Raw genomic sequence first — 13727 nt, forward strand, 5'->3', positions numbered from 1 at the left:
ACAAGGGGAATGCTCATGGATACGAAACAAGATAATGGAATGCAGGCAAACCGTCGTTCGCTCCTAACTGCCGGTCTGTTTGCCGGTGGCGCAGCGGCTGTTGCTCTTGGTGCGACAACACCGGTCAGCGCGCAGGATGCCAAGGAATCGGTTCTCGACAAAGCGATCCGCACCAAGAAAATTGTGGTTGCGGCGAGCCTGAAATACCCGCCCAACCTCTATATCAATGACAAGGGCGAGCCGGACGGCTACGAGATCGCCCTCATTCGTCAAATGATCAAGGATATCTCTCCTGATATCCAGATCGAGTTCGCGGACATGGATTTTGGACAGATGTTCGCGGCCGTGGAGTCGGGCCGAGCCGATATCATGACGACCGGAACGATCTTGCCGTCTCGATCTCTACGCGGCTGGTTTGCAGGTTGTGCCGTTACCTTCCAACCGGTCTACGTCGTCGGACGGCAGGCGGCAGATTTGACGTTTGACGAAATGAACACGTCTGACTTCAAGTTCGCAGCTCTGCAGGGAAGCTCTCAGGAAGCAAAGATCCGTTCACTTTACCCGAAGGCAACCGTGTCGGTTTTCCCGGACCAGACCGGCGCGATCGGCGAGGTCATGTCGGGCCGTGCGAACGCGACCTTGCAATCGCTGTTTACCATCGTGAACACCAAGAAGCAGGGCGTCGACCTGGCAATTATCGGCAAGGGGCCTGCTTACGTCGATCACAACACCTTCTTCATGCCGACGGGAGATATGAAGATGTACATGTTCGTGACTAACTGGCTGCTGTTCAATGCCGCCGGCGGCATCCTCAACTCCGTGTTCCGTGAGTATGTCGGCAAGGATGCGATTGCTGCAGGCCTGCCCTATCTTGCCGTCGGCCCGGGTGGTAGCCCGCTTCGCGTGGAAGCCTAATACCCTTATGGGGCGGCCGGTCGTGTCGCCCCGCTCTATAAGGAGCGGAAAAATGGAAAACGCCGAGAATAAAAAAACTGTCATCTCACTGCACAATGCCAGCAAATGGTTTCCCAGTCCTGACCTCCCCCATGTCAGGGGATTGAACTCCGTTTCGCTAAACGTTCTGGAGGGTGATGTGGTTGTATTGCTCGGTCCCAGCGGCTCGGGCAAGAGCACACTCTTGAGGTGCCTCAACCTACTTACCATTCCTGATGAGGGGCACTTACGAGTCGGATCGGTGGAATGGGACGCCCGTACCTATCACGGTACACGTTCGAAAGAACGCCGCTACAAGGGTGATTTTCAGCGGCTTCGTCGCGAAACCGGGATGGTTTTCCAGCACTTCAATCTTTTCCCGCATATGACCGTTCTGGAAAACGTTATGTGTGGCCTCATCCACACCAAGGGAAAATCCAAAGACGAAGCCCGCGAAATCGCCCGCCAAGAAATTGCAAAGGTGGGATTAGCCGAAAGAGAGGAGCATTTTCCTGGGCAGCTATCAGGTGGACAAAAGCAACGCGTTGCCATTGCGCGTGCAATTGCGACGAAACCGCTGGCAATGCTCTTTGACGAGCCCACCTCCGCCCTTGATCCGGAATTGCGAGGCAGTGTGCTGGCGGTAATGCAGGACCTTGCCAAAGAAGGGATGACCATGGTTGTCGTGACCCACGAAATGGGTTTTGCACGCGCTGTCGGCAACCACATCGTTTTTCTCGAAAGCGGCGAAATCATCGAGGAGGGGCTTTCAAGCAATTTCCTCGACAATCCAAAGACCGAGCGCGCAAAACGATTTTTATCGGAGATTGCCTAAAGCCCATTAAGACAGGTACCGAATGGGCGCCGAAATCATAAGTTTTGTCCTATGGTTCAAGGGGCAATGCAGTAGCGGAACAAGGAAGGTGTCGGTACCTGGTGTTGGCTGATGTACATCCTGCTCGATACACCGGCGCCGAATGACCGAGGCCGTCCGCCGGTTTGTTGCCCATAGGCCCAAGACTTGTCGCACAGGATCAGACGCCTGGATCGGTCGTCCAAACCGGTTCTTGTCGGCATGTAACCTTCAGATCCGGGGGAGCGGCGTTAGATGGTCCTGGAACTGCGATTTGTTCCAGACATACTTCCTCGCTGTCCGCGCCATCCCCTCGATCGCCTCGGGCGTCAGTGGGCGTCTGACTTTAGCCGGCATTCCAACCACGAGTGATCCGTCGGGGATGTCCATCCTCTCGGTCACCAGTGCTCCGGCCCCTATCAGGCAATTCCGGCCGATCCGGGCGCCGTTGAGGACAGTGGCTCCCATACCGATCAGGCTGCCGTCGCCAATGGTGCAGCCGTGCAGCATAACCTTGTGCCCGATCGTACAGCCCGCTCCGATGGTCAGCGGATACCCAGGATCGACGTGCAGGACGCAATGTTCCTGAATGTTGCTGTTTCTTCCTATGACGATGGGTTCGTTGTCGCCACGCAGCACCGATCCCCACCAAACAGAGGTGCCGGCAGAAAGCGTCACTTGTCCGATGACCCGCGCATCTGGCGCGATCCAAATATCGCCGTCCGGCGGAAGGCTGGGGGAGTGATCCCCCAGCGCATAAAGGTTTGATGGCGCACTCATTCGAAGAAAGTCGCGTTGCGGCCGCCGACGACAATATCGAACCTGTAGCCCTTTTCCACATCGAGCCCGGGCGTGTCATAGGGTTTGCCAATGTTCCGCTCGAACGCGTCTCCCATCAGGATAGCCATCGGATCGGTAACGTTATTGGGTTCGTCCGGGAAGTACATTTGGGTGATCAGCCGAGCCGAGCCGCCGCTAACCGACAGATGGATATGCTTAGGCCGCCAGCGCCCGATGTCGGGGCGGGCCAGATAAGCTCCAGGGCTGATAGTCCAGAACCGATAATTGCCGTCGTCGTCGGTCAGCACCCGGCCCATGCCCAAAAAGCGCTCATCGAGCTTCAGCCCCGAGTGATCCTCGACATGCCGATAACGCCCATAGTGATTGGCGTTCCAGATTTCCAACAGCGTGTTGCGTAAGGGCCGTCCGCTCTCGGACCGCACGGTGCCGGTGACCTCGATTGGAACGCCGTCGGCGCGGGTAAGGTCCGGCGAAATGCGGGTCATGTCCCATTCGTTCTGGCGGGTCAGCACTCGCGCAGGCACGCAAGGCACGAAGCTTTCGCGTGCCGCCGCGGGGATCAGACGTAGCCGCTTGCGCGGGGTCCGCTGATCCGAGGTGTTGTCGGTCGGCCCAATGCCGAGCTGCCGTCCTAGCTGTGTCATGTGAGCATCCTCCTATCAGCTTGCGAAATCATCGAAGAACGGGGTCTCATTCTCCCCGGCCATCACTATATCGAGACGATAGACCTCCGCCCCGTCCACCGTGCGCCCGTCCGGTCGTGCGGTCAGCCGTGCGCGATCCGCATCGTCCAGCCCCAATAACAACGGGTCTTTGTCGTTGCCGGGTTGGTCGGCAAAGAAGATCTGCGTGACGATCCGGCTTATCCCGTCCGAAAACAACGTCACCGTGATGTTCGGCGCCCGCCCGCCGGCGGCGCCGGGCAGGATAGTACGAAAAGAATATTCGCCGCTCACACTGCGGAGCCTGCCGTATCCATAGAACCAAGGGTCGATGTCTGGGTGACCTGCCGTTATTGGGGTGCGATAAACCCCCTTAGAATTAGCCTGCCAGAATTCCATGACGACGCCATTGGCCAGATCTCCGTGCCGGTCCAGAACGCGACCGCGGAGGATAACATGCTGCCCACTCGCCCCGCCAATGACGCCCGGATGGATGCAGGTCAGATCTTCGAGGCTCTCATCCCCGAAATAGATCGGAAAGTAGGGGCCGCAGGTGTCTTCGTTGGTGGGTTTCAGGGCATTTTCTCCCCGATGCTGCGGTGTCATTTGCATTCCTCCGTTGAACCTCTGATGTTTTGGATATAAAACGGCCCGGCACCTTGGCGAAAGACCAGTCCGAACTATGACCGAATCCCCCAATCATTCCATATACTTCGTCCCTGGGCTCCACCGAGGGCTTCGGGTGCTCGAGATCCTTGGCGAGGCAGGCAGGCCGATGCCGCTCAGCGAGATCTCGCAAGCGATGAAGCTGAGCCGGTCCTCGGTGTTTCGTCTGATCTATACCCTGCGGCAGATGGGTTTCCTCAAGGAGGCAGAGCAAGCTAACAGCTATACGCTGGGCGCACGAGTTTTGAACCTTGGCTTTGCCTATCTCAATCAATTGCCGATCACGACAATCGCGCGGCCGCACCTTGCGAATTTGCGGGACAGAACCGGCGTCAGCTCCCATTTGAGTGTACTTGAGGGTCACGACGTTCTTTATCTCGGTAGCCACCAGGCACGAACGGGGTTCGTGTCGAATATGGTAACCGGTACACGAACTGCCGCCTACGCATCGGCGATTGGCTGGTGTCTTCTGGCGGCGCTGAGCGATGCCGAGCTTGAGGAGTTCTGCGAAGGGCAGGTTATGACCGCCTATACGGAACACACCCCGACCGACGCCGCAGCACTCAAGGCTCGTGTCGATGAGGTCCGCGCTCAAGGTTATATCGTCTCGCGCGGGTTCCGGGAGCCTGGCGGATCGAGCGTTGCGGTTCCTGTGCGCGACAACAGCGGAAAGGTGGTCGCCTGCATTAATATCTCGGGGCCAGACAGCGGCTTCGATTTCGACCGTCTTCATAGCTTCTACATCCCCGAAACTCGGGCCACCGCGCTGCAGATCTCGCGTGAAATGGGATATAGCGGGCCGGGCTAACATCAGCGTAAGCCAAGGATCGCGCGAGCCTCGCCGGAGGTGGCGATGGTGCCGCCAAGGCTATGGATGATGGAAAGGCCCTTCTCCACCAGTTGTGCATTCGACCGGCAGTGTTCGCCTTTGTCAATATAAGCTGTGTCCTCCATGCCGATCCGGCAGTGGCCACCCAGAAGAAAGGCCTGTGCCAGCATCGGGAACGCCATCCGCCCAATCCCGAATGCCGCCCATTGCGTTCCCTCGGGCAACTGACTGACCAGGTAGGCCATCGTTTCGGTGTTGGCCACGGCGCCGAAGCGAACGCCCAACACGATTTGCACCATGAGCGGTGTCTTGATAATTCCGCGCGCGATAAAATCCTTCGCCATGTGCAGATCGCCGGAATCGAATATCTCAATCTCAGGCTTGACGCCTGCCGCGTAAATCCGTTCTGCCATGATCTCCAGGTTACGCGGCGAGTTGATGACACTGGCCTGACCCGACCACATAGTGTTGAAGTCGAGCGTGCAGATATGGGGGCGCAGCTCTTCGACATGAGCCACGCGCTTTTCGGGTACACAAAGCGTTGATCCAGGCGCTGCGATCTGCGGATCGTCGTCAGACGGGATGAAGCGACCGCCCTCGCCGGTGGTCAGGTTGAGGACGACCTCCTCATTCTGTTCGCGAATTCGCTCCACGAGTTCGCGGTAGAGATCGAGCCGCATCGAGCCCTTGGCGGTCTCGGGGTCGCGCACATGCAAATGCAAGATGGCGGCCCCCGCCTTGGCCGCGTCCAGCGCCTGTTCGGCGATTTGTTTCGGCGTGACCGGCAGATGCGGGCTGTTTTCCGGCGACATCAGGTTGCCGGTGATAGCGGCTGTCAGGATGGTTTTTTTGACCATGTCACTTCTCCAGCCCGCCGAGTACTGTTTCGACCGCTTGCGCGAGCAGATCAACGATGAGCGTGATCTGGTCGGGGGTCGAGGTATAGGATGGGGCCAGTAGGACGTGATCTCCATTCGTCCCATCGGCGCAGCCCTGTGCCGGGTAGCACATCAAGCCCACGTCCAGTGCGGCTTTCTGGGTCTTTTGCGATAGCCTGGCTGCAGCAGGGAAGGGCGCCTTGGTGGCTTTGTCCTGCACCAATTCCATGGTCCAGAACAAACCGCGGCCCCGGATATCACCGATATTAGGATTCTGACCGAAGCGCGCGTTCAGCGCATCGCGCAGCTGTTCGCCGCGCGCGCGGACGTTTTCCAGTAGGTTTGCGTCCTCGATCACCTTCTGCACGGCCAGTGCGCCGGCGGTGGCGACGGCATGCGACATGTAGGTGTGGCCGTTCCAAAGCAGTCCGCTGCCTTTCTGAATTGCGGCGACGACCCTTTCGGCCGCCATGACAGCAGCGATCGGCTGGAATCCCGCGCCCAGACCCTTAGCGAGAGTTGTTATATCGGCGGCGATTCCTTCCTGTTCCAGTGCGAAAAGGCTGCCGGTGCGCCCCATGCCGCACATGACCTCGTCGGCGATGAACAGAACTCCGTGCTTGTCACAGATCTCGCGGATGCGTTTAAAATATCCATCCGGCGCCGGTTGCGTACCGAGCGAAGCGCCGACCACCGGCTCGGCCACGAAGGCCATGACGGTGTCGGGACCAAGTTCGCGGATGCGCTGATCCAACAGGTCCGCCATGCGTCGAGCGAAATTGGCCTCGGACTCGCCGTCTTTGCGCATCCGGTATTCGTAGGCGGCGTCGATGTGATCGACCTCCAACAACAGCGGCTGGAAGGGTGCCCGCCTGCCAGCATGGCCCCCGGTCGCCAGCGCGCCCAATGTGTTACCGTGATATGACGGGGCACGTGCGATGATCCGCGTACGTGCGGCTTCTCCGCGTTCAAGATGATACTGCCGCGCTAGTTTCAGCGCCGCCTCCATCGCCTCAGATCCGCTGCCCAAAAACATCACTCGGCCGTTGCCCGTGCCTTCGGGTGCGCGCGCCACAAGGAAACTTGCGAGTTCTTCGGCCGGTTCGTTGGTGAAAAAGCTGGTGTGCGCGAATGCGATCCTGTCGATCTGCGCCTTGATGGCGGATCGGACCCTTGCGTTGTCGTGGCCGAGACATGACACAGCCGCGCCCCCGCACGCATCCAGGTAGCGCTTGCCGGTGTGATCAATCAGGAAGTTTCCGTCGCCTCCGACAATAGTTGGGAGCGCTGCTTCTAAGGAGCGGTGCAGAACGTGGGACATGCTTTCAATTCCGTCTTGCATATAAAACGAAGTTTTGTATACTAAACATCGTGAGAGGACTCAAGCGAATTCCTCCTCAGGGCGGAATACGGAGTTTATCGTTATGAGTGCATTATCCGGGCTTCGAGTGATCGAGCTGTCGCAGGTTCTTGCCGGGCCGTTCTGTGGCTATCAGTTTGCGCTGCTCGGGGCGGATGTGATCAAGGTCGAGCTGCCGCATTCACCCGACTGCGCGCGCGGGCGCGGTCCTTTACCGACATTGAATGCAGCGGGAATTGGCCTGACCTACCAAGTGCAGGGTGGCAACAAGAAGTCGCTAGCGCTCGACTTCCGCGGCGGAGCGGGGCGTGCGGCGCTTCTGAAGCTGGTCGAAACCGCGGATGTTTTTCTGGAGAACTACTCGACCGGTGTTTTGGATGGGTTCGGGCTGGGATATGACGACTTGCGGAAATGCAATTCGCGCATCGTCTACTGTTCAATGACCGGGTATGGTGATACTGGCCCAAGGGCCGTCAAAGGCGCTTATGACAATACTATACAGGCCACCTCGGGTGCTATCGCGCAATGCGGCGGTCAGAAGCCGGGGGTGTCCTTTGTTGATTACGCGGCTGGATATTCCGCTGCTTTCGCGATTTCCGCTGCGCTCCTCCAACGCGAGCGCACGGGTGAGGGATGCCATATCAGCGCGTCCATGCTGGAGGTGTCGCTATCGTTGATGGCGCCAGAAGTCGCCGCGAAACAGGCGCCCGAGGCAAAGTCGAAGGTCCGCGAGGCGGGAATTTCAATGTACGACACGGCGGACGGCCGTCTGATGTTGGGCGCGTTTAAGCCGTCGCAATATCGCAAGCTCGGGGCGTGCCTTGCGACCCTGGGCCACATTGTTCCGCTTCTCGCTGAAATCCGCGATTGGACCGATGTTGAGGATCACTCAGCTGCAATCCGCACGGCGCTTGAGGCGATATTCCAGGGGCGCAATGCAGAGGAATGGCAGGCGATCCTCGAAGCCGCCGACATCCCCGCCGAGAAGATCCTGCCACTGGAGGAGGCCGTTGCCTCGCCGCAGATCGCGGCGCGGGGCTACTTCGTTCCGTCCCCCGCCGATCCGTCGATCCCCCTGCCGCTGGCAGCCTATCGGATGAGCCTGGGTGGTCCGATGCTAACCGGCGCCCCGCCCAAGTTGGGGCAGGACAACTGCCAGATTTTGGAGAGTCTGGGGTATGGTCCGGAAGCCATCGCAGCCCTTCAGAACACTGGGGTAATGCAATGACTCTCCGGCTGACCGCGGAATCGGCCTTCTGTTTGCCGGAAGAGTTACGCCACAAAGGCGAGCCCTCATCCTGGGCAAAGATGACCAGACCCGGGCAGGCGATCCATTCTTTCCTCGAAGCCGCCTTCTTTGACGACGATCGTAACTTGTGGCTGTCGGACGTGCCCTACGGCCGCGTGTTCCGGGTCTCGCCCAAAGGGGCGTGGGAGGTGATGCACTGCTTTGATGGAGAACCCCATGCCATGCGCATTGCCCCGGACGGCCGCCACATTGCCGCGGATTATCGGCATGGTTTGATTGAACTAACCGGGCACGATAGCTACACCGTGTTGACGAACGGGCTGAGAGGCCAACCTTTCCTTGGCCTTTCCGACATGTGTTACGGAGCGGACGGGACGCTTTGGTTCACCGATAGTGGCCGTACCTCTCTGAGCGATCCACGCGGGCGGGTCTATTGCATCTCGGCCACAGGCGAGATGCGTCTGCTGCTCGAGTGCGTACCCTACTCCAACGGCATTTGCCTGTCGCCAGACGGCGCTTGGCTCTATGTTGCCGCGACCCGCGCCAATCAGGTTTGGCGGCTGTCCACCCGACTTCCCGCGACAGGTCAGCCGATGGCGGGCACGTTCCTGCAACTCTCTGGCGGGTTGGGACCGGACGGGCTGGCCAGCAACGCAAGAGGCTGGCTGGCCGTGGCGCAGGCTCAGGTCGGACGAGCTTATGTTTTCGACGCGCACGGCGACGCGATTGCCGAAGTCCGCTTGCCTGAAGGGCTTTGGACAACCTCCGTGACATTCCACCCGGACGAGCAGACCCGCCTTTTCGTTGTCGATGCCCAGACAGGCACCGTTTTCACAATTGACATTCCCGAGTGAGGAATCCGACACCTATGAAAAAAGAAGACCTCCACGGCTACGTGCCCGCTATCGCCACGCCCTTCAGCGATACGGGCGAAATCATGGAAGACGCGTTTGTTGAGTTATTCGAGTTCCTGATCGGTCGCGGGGCGACCACCATCTGCATCGCGGGCGACAACGGTGAAAGCTGGGCGCTATCGGCGGATGAGCGCGGCCGGCTGGTGCGACTGGCCAAAGATACCGCAAAGAGCCGTGTGCAGGTGATGATGGGAATTTCCGCCCCCACTATCGCCGCTTCCTTGGCCTATGTGAGAGCGGCCGAGGAAAATGGCGCCGATGTGCTGCTGTCGATGCCACAGACCTATGTTTTGAAGGCTTCTGAGGCCGAGCTGATGGCGCGGTTTGACCAGGTCTCGGCGGCGACGGCCAAGCCGCTGGTACTTTATAACTCGCCGCGCCGGATGGGCTTTTCATTGAGCGTGGATCAGATTGAAACCCTGTTGAATAACCACAATGTCATCGGCATCAAGGAAAGCCAGCGCGACTACTTCCATCACACGCATCTGTTGCAGCGCCTCGGCGAAAAAATGTCGGTGATGACTGGCCCTTGCCATTATATTCTTCCCAACTTCGCGCTCGGGGCCAAAGGGTTCATTGCAACCGGGCCCGAATTCACTGATCTAAAGCCGTCCGATATGGCTGCCGTCGGCGCCGGTGCCCCGAACCCGACCTGGCGCCACGCCCACTACCAACTTACCGTCCTTTATGAATTGCTGATGGGCACTGCCACATGGCCCGCGTCATTCAAGGCGGCGTTAAACCTGATTGGCTTGCCCGCCGGGGTTCCGCGCGATCCGGTCATGCCTGCAACCGTAGATGACATCGACAAGATCAAACGCACTTTCGACCGGCTTGGGATCAGCTATTCTTAATGCGCCTTACGCCCGATCAGTCCAGCCGGATCCGACGCAGGCCCAAGGTGGAATTCACCTTCGACGATATCCCGGTCTCTGGCCATGATGGCGAAAGCCTGGTGGTCGCGCTGATGCGGGCGGGCCATCTTCACCTGCGCGATGCGCCGGCAGATGGCGGAGCGCGGGGGGCATTCTGTTGCATGGGCCTGTGCCAGGAATGCGTCGTGCGAATCAACGGCACAATGGTCGAAAGCTGCCGCTATACCGTCGAGCAGGGAATGGCGGTTACCTCGCTAAGGCAGAAACCATGATACAAAATACAGACGTCGCCGTGATCGGAGCTGGGCCCGCCGGTGCGAACGCGGCGCTGGCGGCCGCGAGCCATGGCTTTTCCGTTACGCTGATTGACGAGCAACCCGCAGCAGGTGGCCAGGTCTGGCGCGCCAAGAGCACAGCGATTCTGGACGCTCCGGCTACGCTTGAAACGGTGGCGGGAAATCGACTGCGAAAGGAGATCGACGACAGCTTGGTCAACCATATCGGCGCGGCGCGGGTCTGGCAAATCGAACGCGGCGGGGAGGGCTCGACTCTCTACGTGCTGCGGCAAGGACGCAGTGAAGTTCTGCATGCGCGTGCCTTGATCATCGCCACTGGTGCACGCGAATTCGTGCAGCCGGTCCCGGGCTGGACAACGCCAGGGGTGCTGGGATTGGCCGGGGCGACGGCGCTATTCAAGCAGGAAATGGCTCTTCCGGGCAAGCGCACCATCGTCTCCGGTACCGGACCGCTGGTGTTCTTCGTTGCAACTGAGATCCGCCGTCTGGGTGGTGAGGTAGCTGCCGTAATTACCCCTAACAGCCGGGGTGACTGGCTGCGCTGCCTGCCGGCAATGTTGTCCCACGCCGATCTGCTGTTGCGCGGCGGGCGCTGGATCGCCGATTTGATCCTGGCCGGCATACCCATATGCTGGCGCCACGCTGTGACACGGGTTGAGGGTGAAACCCAGGTCGCGGGCGTTGAATTCCGTAAGCTCACCGCTGATTGGTCGCCCACTGGTCCGGCGCGTCGCATTGACGGTGACAGTCTGTGTATCGGCAACGGACTGATCCCGGCCACCGAGGCCGCACAGCTGGCAGGTTTGGGGCTGGAGTATAGCCTCGGATTGGGCGGTTGGGTGCCGTGTGAAGCTGCGGACGGAGGAACGCACCTCACTGATGTTTTCTTGTGCGGTGACGGCACTGGTATTCGTGGAGCCGCCGCAGCGGAACTTCACGGTCGGCTTGCCGGTTTGAGCGCCGCTCAGCATCTGGGCGCCGACACGAGCGCAGAACGCGATCGCCTGCGCGCGCCCTTTGATCGTGCAGCTCGCTTTGGCATGGCGATGACGAGCCTTAGCATTCCACGTGCGGGGCTCACGCGGCTGACCACCGAGGAGACCATCGTTTGCCGATGCGAAAGCCTCTCGCGGACGGATATCGCCGCAGAGATAACCAGCGGCGCTCGCAGTACCAACGCCGTGAAATCAGGCCTACGGGCTGGAATGGGACCTTGCGGCGGCAAGTTCTGCCAGACCACCGTGGCCCGCATGATCGCTGAAGCTGAGGGCCGCGCCGAGGCCGACGTGCCGCCACCTACACCGCGCCCACCTCTGCGCCCGGTGCCCGTTGCGGCGCTCGCAGGTGACTTCAGCTATTCCGACCTGCCAATTCCGAAACCGGCACCGCTATGACTAAAAGCTATGACATAGCCATCGTCGGCGGCGGCATCATGGGGTGCGCAAGCGCGCTTCGTATGGCCGAAGGCGGAATGCAACCCGTTGTTCTGGACCAAGGCGATCTGGGACAGGGGGCATCGGGCGTGAATGCCGGCACATTGAGCCTGCAAATTAAGCGCGTCCGGCTAATGCCCTATGCGCTGCAGGGTCACCACGAATGGGAAGCGATGGGCGATGCTGTCGGCTTTCACAAGACCGGCGGCTTTACCCTGGCATTCACCGAACGTGAGGCGGCGTTACTGCATGAGCGCCAGACACTCAAGGCCGAGGCCGGGGCGCCTATCACGTTCGTCTCAGATCGGCAAATCAGGGAGGCGGAGCCGGGCCTCACCCGAAAGGTACTGGCCGCGAGTTATTGTCCCGAAGACGGCTATGCCAATTCGTCACTGACGGGTCAATATTACCGCCGGCGGCTGTGCGACGCCGGGATTGCCTATCGCGAACGTTGCCCGGTCAGTGCAGTCGATCGCAGGAAGGAAGGTTTTACCCTGACCACGCCTGACGGATTGGTTCATGCGCGACGTCTGCTATTGGCCGCCGGAGCCTGGCTTAGACCCGTTGCGGCACTGCTGGGCGTGGACTTGCCAGTTCAGGCACGGATTAACACGGTGTCGGTGACCGAGCGGCTGCCGCCCCTGGTATCCACCGTGATAGGCCACGCAACCGGCCTGCTCACCATGAAGCAAAAGTCAAACGGCACAGTTCTGATTGGCGGCGGCTGGCAGGGAAGCGGAACGCCGCAGGAGGGGCGCGGACACGTCATGGCAGAAAGCCTGCAACCCAACTTGGCGCTGGCGCAATATGCACTACCCGCGCTAGCCAAGGCACGGATCCTGCGAAGCTGGACGGGGTTCGAGGCCAACATGCCTGATTTCTACCCCCTAGCTGGTGCGCTGCCGGGAGTACGGGACGCATTCGTCCTGGGCTGCGTCCGGGGCGGTTTCACCATTGGTCCCTATATCGGCAAACTGATGGGCGATTTCATATTGGGTCGGCAGCCTGAACTGCCCCTGTTCGATCCCGCCCGAAACTTTGATGAGGAAACTTCATGAGCCAGATTTCGACCGAACTCTGCCGTTTGGAGGGCAAGCTAGCCATCGTCACCGGGGGTGGTAGCGGCATAGGCGAGGCCACCGCAAGGGTTTTTGCGGATGCCGGTGCGACCGTGGTGGTTGTCGGTCGCCGCATTGAGCCGCTAACGCGTGTGGCGGCGGAGATTGGCGGCCATGCCATTGCTTGTGACGTGTCCGAGCAAGAGCAGGTAAAGGCCATGTTCGCAAGCGCGCTAAAGATCAACGGCCGGGTAGACGTTCTGCTCAACAATGCCGGCGGCCCGGGTCCGATCGCCCCGGTGGCCGACGTTGACATGGCTGAGTGGGTTGCCTGCATGAACATCAATCTCGTGGGTGCAATGTACTGCCTGCAAGAGGCTGCGCGAATCATGAGCGCGCAAAAATCCGGTTCGATCATCAACATGTCCTCCCTCATGGGCATTCAGGGCTACCCCATGCGTTCAGCCTATGTGGCGTCGAAATTCGCGCTAATCGGCATCACGGAGACCATGGCACGCGAACTGGGCCCAGTGAATGTGCGCGTCAACGCTCTGATGCCGGGAGCGGTCTCGGGGGAGAACATGGACCGTATCCTCAAACGGCGTGCCGACGCCGAGGGCCGCACCGTCGAGGAGATCGAGCGTGCGAACTATACCGATGTAGCCGCGCTCAGACGCTGGGTCACTCCCGAAGAGGTGGGCCGCGCGGCGCTCTACTATGCCTCTGGCCTCAGCTCGGCGATCACAGGCGACAAAATGAAGGTCGACTGCGGCCGTTTCTGATTTTTACTCACTAACAGACGGGATTCTGCCTCATGACATCAAGCAGAGAGCAAGGTTCTGAGAGCTGCTGGCTGGTGCAACAGCGGTCCGTTCGACGACTTGTCGCGCGCCAAAAGCGAAGTAGGTGCTGAGCCTCGC

At 59.9% G+C, this 13727-nt stretch carries 15 protein-coding genes; 10 read left to right on the plus strand and 5 right to left on the minus strand.

The window, feature by feature from the left end:
* The first annotated feature begins 15 nt into the window (after positions 1 to 15).
* Both NMA58_RS24765 and NMA58_RS24770 read left to right on the plus strand, forming a co-directional pair.
* Positions 16 to 915: a transporter substrate-binding domain-containing protein gene (locus NMA58_RS24765; protein WP_434714342.1), complete on the plus strand. Its 900-nt coding sequence runs from the start codon at positions 16 to 18 to the stop codon at positions 913 to 915.
* A 52-nt stretch (positions 916 to 967) separates the two neighbouring features.
* A complete protein-coding gene (locus NMA58_RS24770) occupies positions 968 to 1768 on the plus strand; it encodes an amino acid ABC transporter ATP-binding protein (RefSeq protein WP_434713523.1) in 801 nt (266 codons plus the stop codon).
* Between the two features lie 249 nt (positions 1769 to 2017).
* Here NMA58_RS24770 and NMA58_RS24775 read toward each other — a convergent pair whose 3' ends face one another.
* The 3 genes from NMA58_RS24775 to NMA58_RS24785 are packed head-to-tail and all read right to left on the minus strand — an operon-like array spanning position 2018 to position 3855.
* Positions 2018 to 2566, minus strand: a complete 549-nt coding sequence (locus NMA58_RS24775; RefSeq protein WP_434713525.1) for a gamma carbonic anhydrase family protein — start codon at positions 2564 to 2566, stop codon at positions 2018 to 2020.
* Positions 2563 to 3231, minus strand: coding sequence for a protocatechuate 3,4-dioxygenase subunit beta (locus tag NMA58_RS24780; RefSeq protein WP_434713527.1), 669 nt, complete (start codon positions 3229 to 3231; stop codon positions 2563 to 2565). Before NMA58_RS24780 ends, NMA58_RS24775 begins: the two co-directional genes overlap by 4 nt.
* Positions 3232 to 3246: 15 nt before the next feature.
* Complete coding sequence (locus NMA58_RS24785; protein WP_434713528.1) at positions 3247 to 3855, minus strand: hypothetical protein; 609 nt, start codon at positions 3853 to 3855, stop codon at positions 3247 to 3249.
* A 136-nt stretch (positions 3856 to 3991) separates the two neighbouring features.
* On the opposite strand from NMA58_RS24785, the gene NMA58_RS24790 reads away from it, so the two are divergent.
* Positions 3992 to 4723 carry an IclR family transcriptional regulator gene (locus NMA58_RS24790; protein ID WP_434713530.1) on the plus strand — a complete coding sequence of 244 codons (732 nt, stop codon included), beginning with the start codon at positions 3992 to 3994 and terminating at the stop codon, positions 4721 to 4723.
* Positions 4724 to 4725: 2 nt separating this feature from the next.
* On the opposite strand, the gene NMA58_RS24795 is transcribed toward NMA58_RS24790, so the two are convergent.
* Both NMA58_RS24795 and NMA58_RS24800 read right to left on the minus strand, forming a co-directional pair.
* A complete protein-coding gene (locus NMA58_RS24795) occupies positions 4726 to 5601 on the minus strand; it encodes a 3-keto-5-aminohexanoate cleavage protein (RefSeq protein WP_434713532.1) in 876 nt (291 codons plus the stop codon).
* A 1-nt stretch (position 5602) separates the two neighbouring features.
* Positions 5603 to 6943, minus strand: a complete 1341-nt coding sequence (locus tag NMA58_RS24800; RefSeq protein WP_434713533.1) for an aspartate aminotransferase family protein — start codon at positions 6941 to 6943, stop codon at positions 5603 to 5605.
* A gap of 103 nt (positions 6944 to 7046) precedes the next feature.
* Here NMA58_RS24800 and NMA58_RS24805 point away from each other — a divergent pair, with 103 nt between their 5' ends.
* The 7 genes from NMA58_RS24805 to NMA58_RS24835 are packed head-to-tail and all read left to right on the plus strand — an operon-like array spanning position 7047 to position 13589.
* Positions 7047 to 8210, plus strand: a complete 1164-nt coding sequence (locus NMA58_RS24805; RefSeq protein ID WP_434713534.1) for a CaiB/BaiF CoA transferase family protein — start codon at positions 7047 to 7049, stop codon at positions 8208 to 8210.
* A complete protein-coding gene (locus NMA58_RS24810; protein ID WP_434713535.1) occupies positions 8207 to 9085 on the plus strand; it encodes an SMP-30/gluconolactonase/LRE family protein in 879 nt (292 codons plus the stop codon). Before NMA58_RS24805 ends, NMA58_RS24810 begins: the two co-directional genes overlap by 4 nt.
* 14 nt (positions 9086 to 9099) lie before the next feature.
* A complete protein-coding gene (locus NMA58_RS24815) occupies positions 9100 to 9999 on the plus strand; it encodes a dihydrodipicolinate synthase family protein (protein WP_434713536.1) in 900 nt (299 codons plus the stop codon).
* 47 nt (positions 10000 to 10046) lie between these two features.
* Positions 10047 to 10292: a (2Fe-2S)-binding protein gene (locus NMA58_RS24820; protein ID WP_434713537.1), complete on the plus strand. Its 246-nt coding sequence runs from the start codon at positions 10047 to 10049 to the stop codon at positions 10290 to 10292.
* Positions 10289 to 11710 carry an FAD-dependent oxidoreductase gene (locus NMA58_RS24825; RefSeq protein ID WP_434713538.1) on the plus strand — a complete coding sequence of 474 codons (1422 nt, stop codon included), beginning with the start codon at positions 10289 to 10291 and terminating at the stop codon, positions 11708 to 11710. The genes NMA58_RS24820 and NMA58_RS24825 overlap by 4 nt, the downstream gene beginning before the upstream one ends.
* On the plus strand, positions 11707 to 12807 hold the full coding sequence (locus NMA58_RS24830) for an NAD(P)/FAD-dependent oxidoreductase (protein WP_434713539.1): 1101 nt from the start codon (positions 11707 to 11709) through the stop codon (positions 12805 to 12807). Before NMA58_RS24825 ends, NMA58_RS24830 begins: the two co-directional genes overlap by 4 nt.
* Positions 12804 to 13589: an SDR family NAD(P)-dependent oxidoreductase gene (locus NMA58_RS24835; protein WP_434713540.1), complete on the plus strand. Its 786-nt coding sequence runs from the start codon at positions 12804 to 12806 to the stop codon at positions 13587 to 13589. Before NMA58_RS24830 ends, NMA58_RS24835 begins: the two co-directional genes overlap by 4 nt.
* Positions 13590 to 13727: the final 138 nt, after the last annotated feature.

The sequence above is a fragment of the Rhizobium sp. YTUHZ045 genome (assembly GCF_051124255.1).
Taxonomy (GTDB): domain Bacteria; phylum Pseudomonadota; class Alphaproteobacteria; order Rhizobiales; family Rhizobiaceae; genus Rhizobium.

Coding starts and splice junctions, on each gene's coding strand:
- NMA58_RS24785 (WP_434713528.1), bottom strand. CDS start 3,855: ATGACACCGCAGCATCGGGGAGAAAATGCCCTGAAACCCACCAACGAA.
- NMA58_RS24810 (WP_434713535.1), top strand. CDS start 8,207: ATGACTCTCCGGCTGACCGCGGAATCGGCCTTCTGTTTGCCGGAAGAG.
- NMA58_RS24775 (WP_434713525.1), bottom strand. CDS start 2,566: ATGAGTGCGCCATCAAACCTTTATGCGCTGGGGGATCACTCCCCCAGC.
- NMA58_RS24815 (WP_434713536.1), top strand. CDS start 9,100: ATGAAAAAAGAAGACCTCCACGGCTACGTGCCCGCTATCGCCACGCCC.
- NMA58_RS24830 (WP_434713539.1), top strand. CDS start 11,707: ATGACTAAAAGCTATGACATAGCCATCGTCGGCGGCGGCATCATGGGG.
- NMA58_RS24765 (WP_434714342.1), top strand. CDS start 16: ATGGATACGAAACAAGATAATGGAATGCAGGCAAACCGTCGTTCGCTC.
- NMA58_RS24800 (WP_434713533.1), bottom strand. CDS start 6,943: ATGTCCCACGTTCTGCACCGCTCCTTAGAAGCAGCGCTCCCAACTATT.
- NMA58_RS24835 (WP_434713540.1), top strand. CDS start 12,804: ATGAGCCAGATTTCGACCGAACTCTGCCGTTTGGAGGGCAAGCTAGCC.
- NMA58_RS24805 (WP_434713534.1), top strand. CDS start 7,047: ATGAGTGCATTATCCGGGCTTCGAGTGATCGAGCTGTCGCAGGTTCTT.
- NMA58_RS24825 (WP_434713538.1), top strand. CDS start 10,289: ATGATACAAAATACAGACGTCGCCGTGATCGGAGCTGGGCCCGCCGGT.
- NMA58_RS24770 (WP_434713523.1), top strand. CDS start 968: ATGGAAAACGCCGAGAATAAAAAAACTGTCATCTCACTGCACAATGCC.
- NMA58_RS24780 (WP_434713527.1), bottom strand. CDS start 3,231: ATGACACAGCTAGGACGGCAGCTCGGCATTGGGCCGACCGACAACACC.
- NMA58_RS24795 (WP_434713532.1), bottom strand. CDS start 5,601: ATGGTCAAAAAAACCATCCTGACAGCCGCTATCACCGGCAACCTGATG.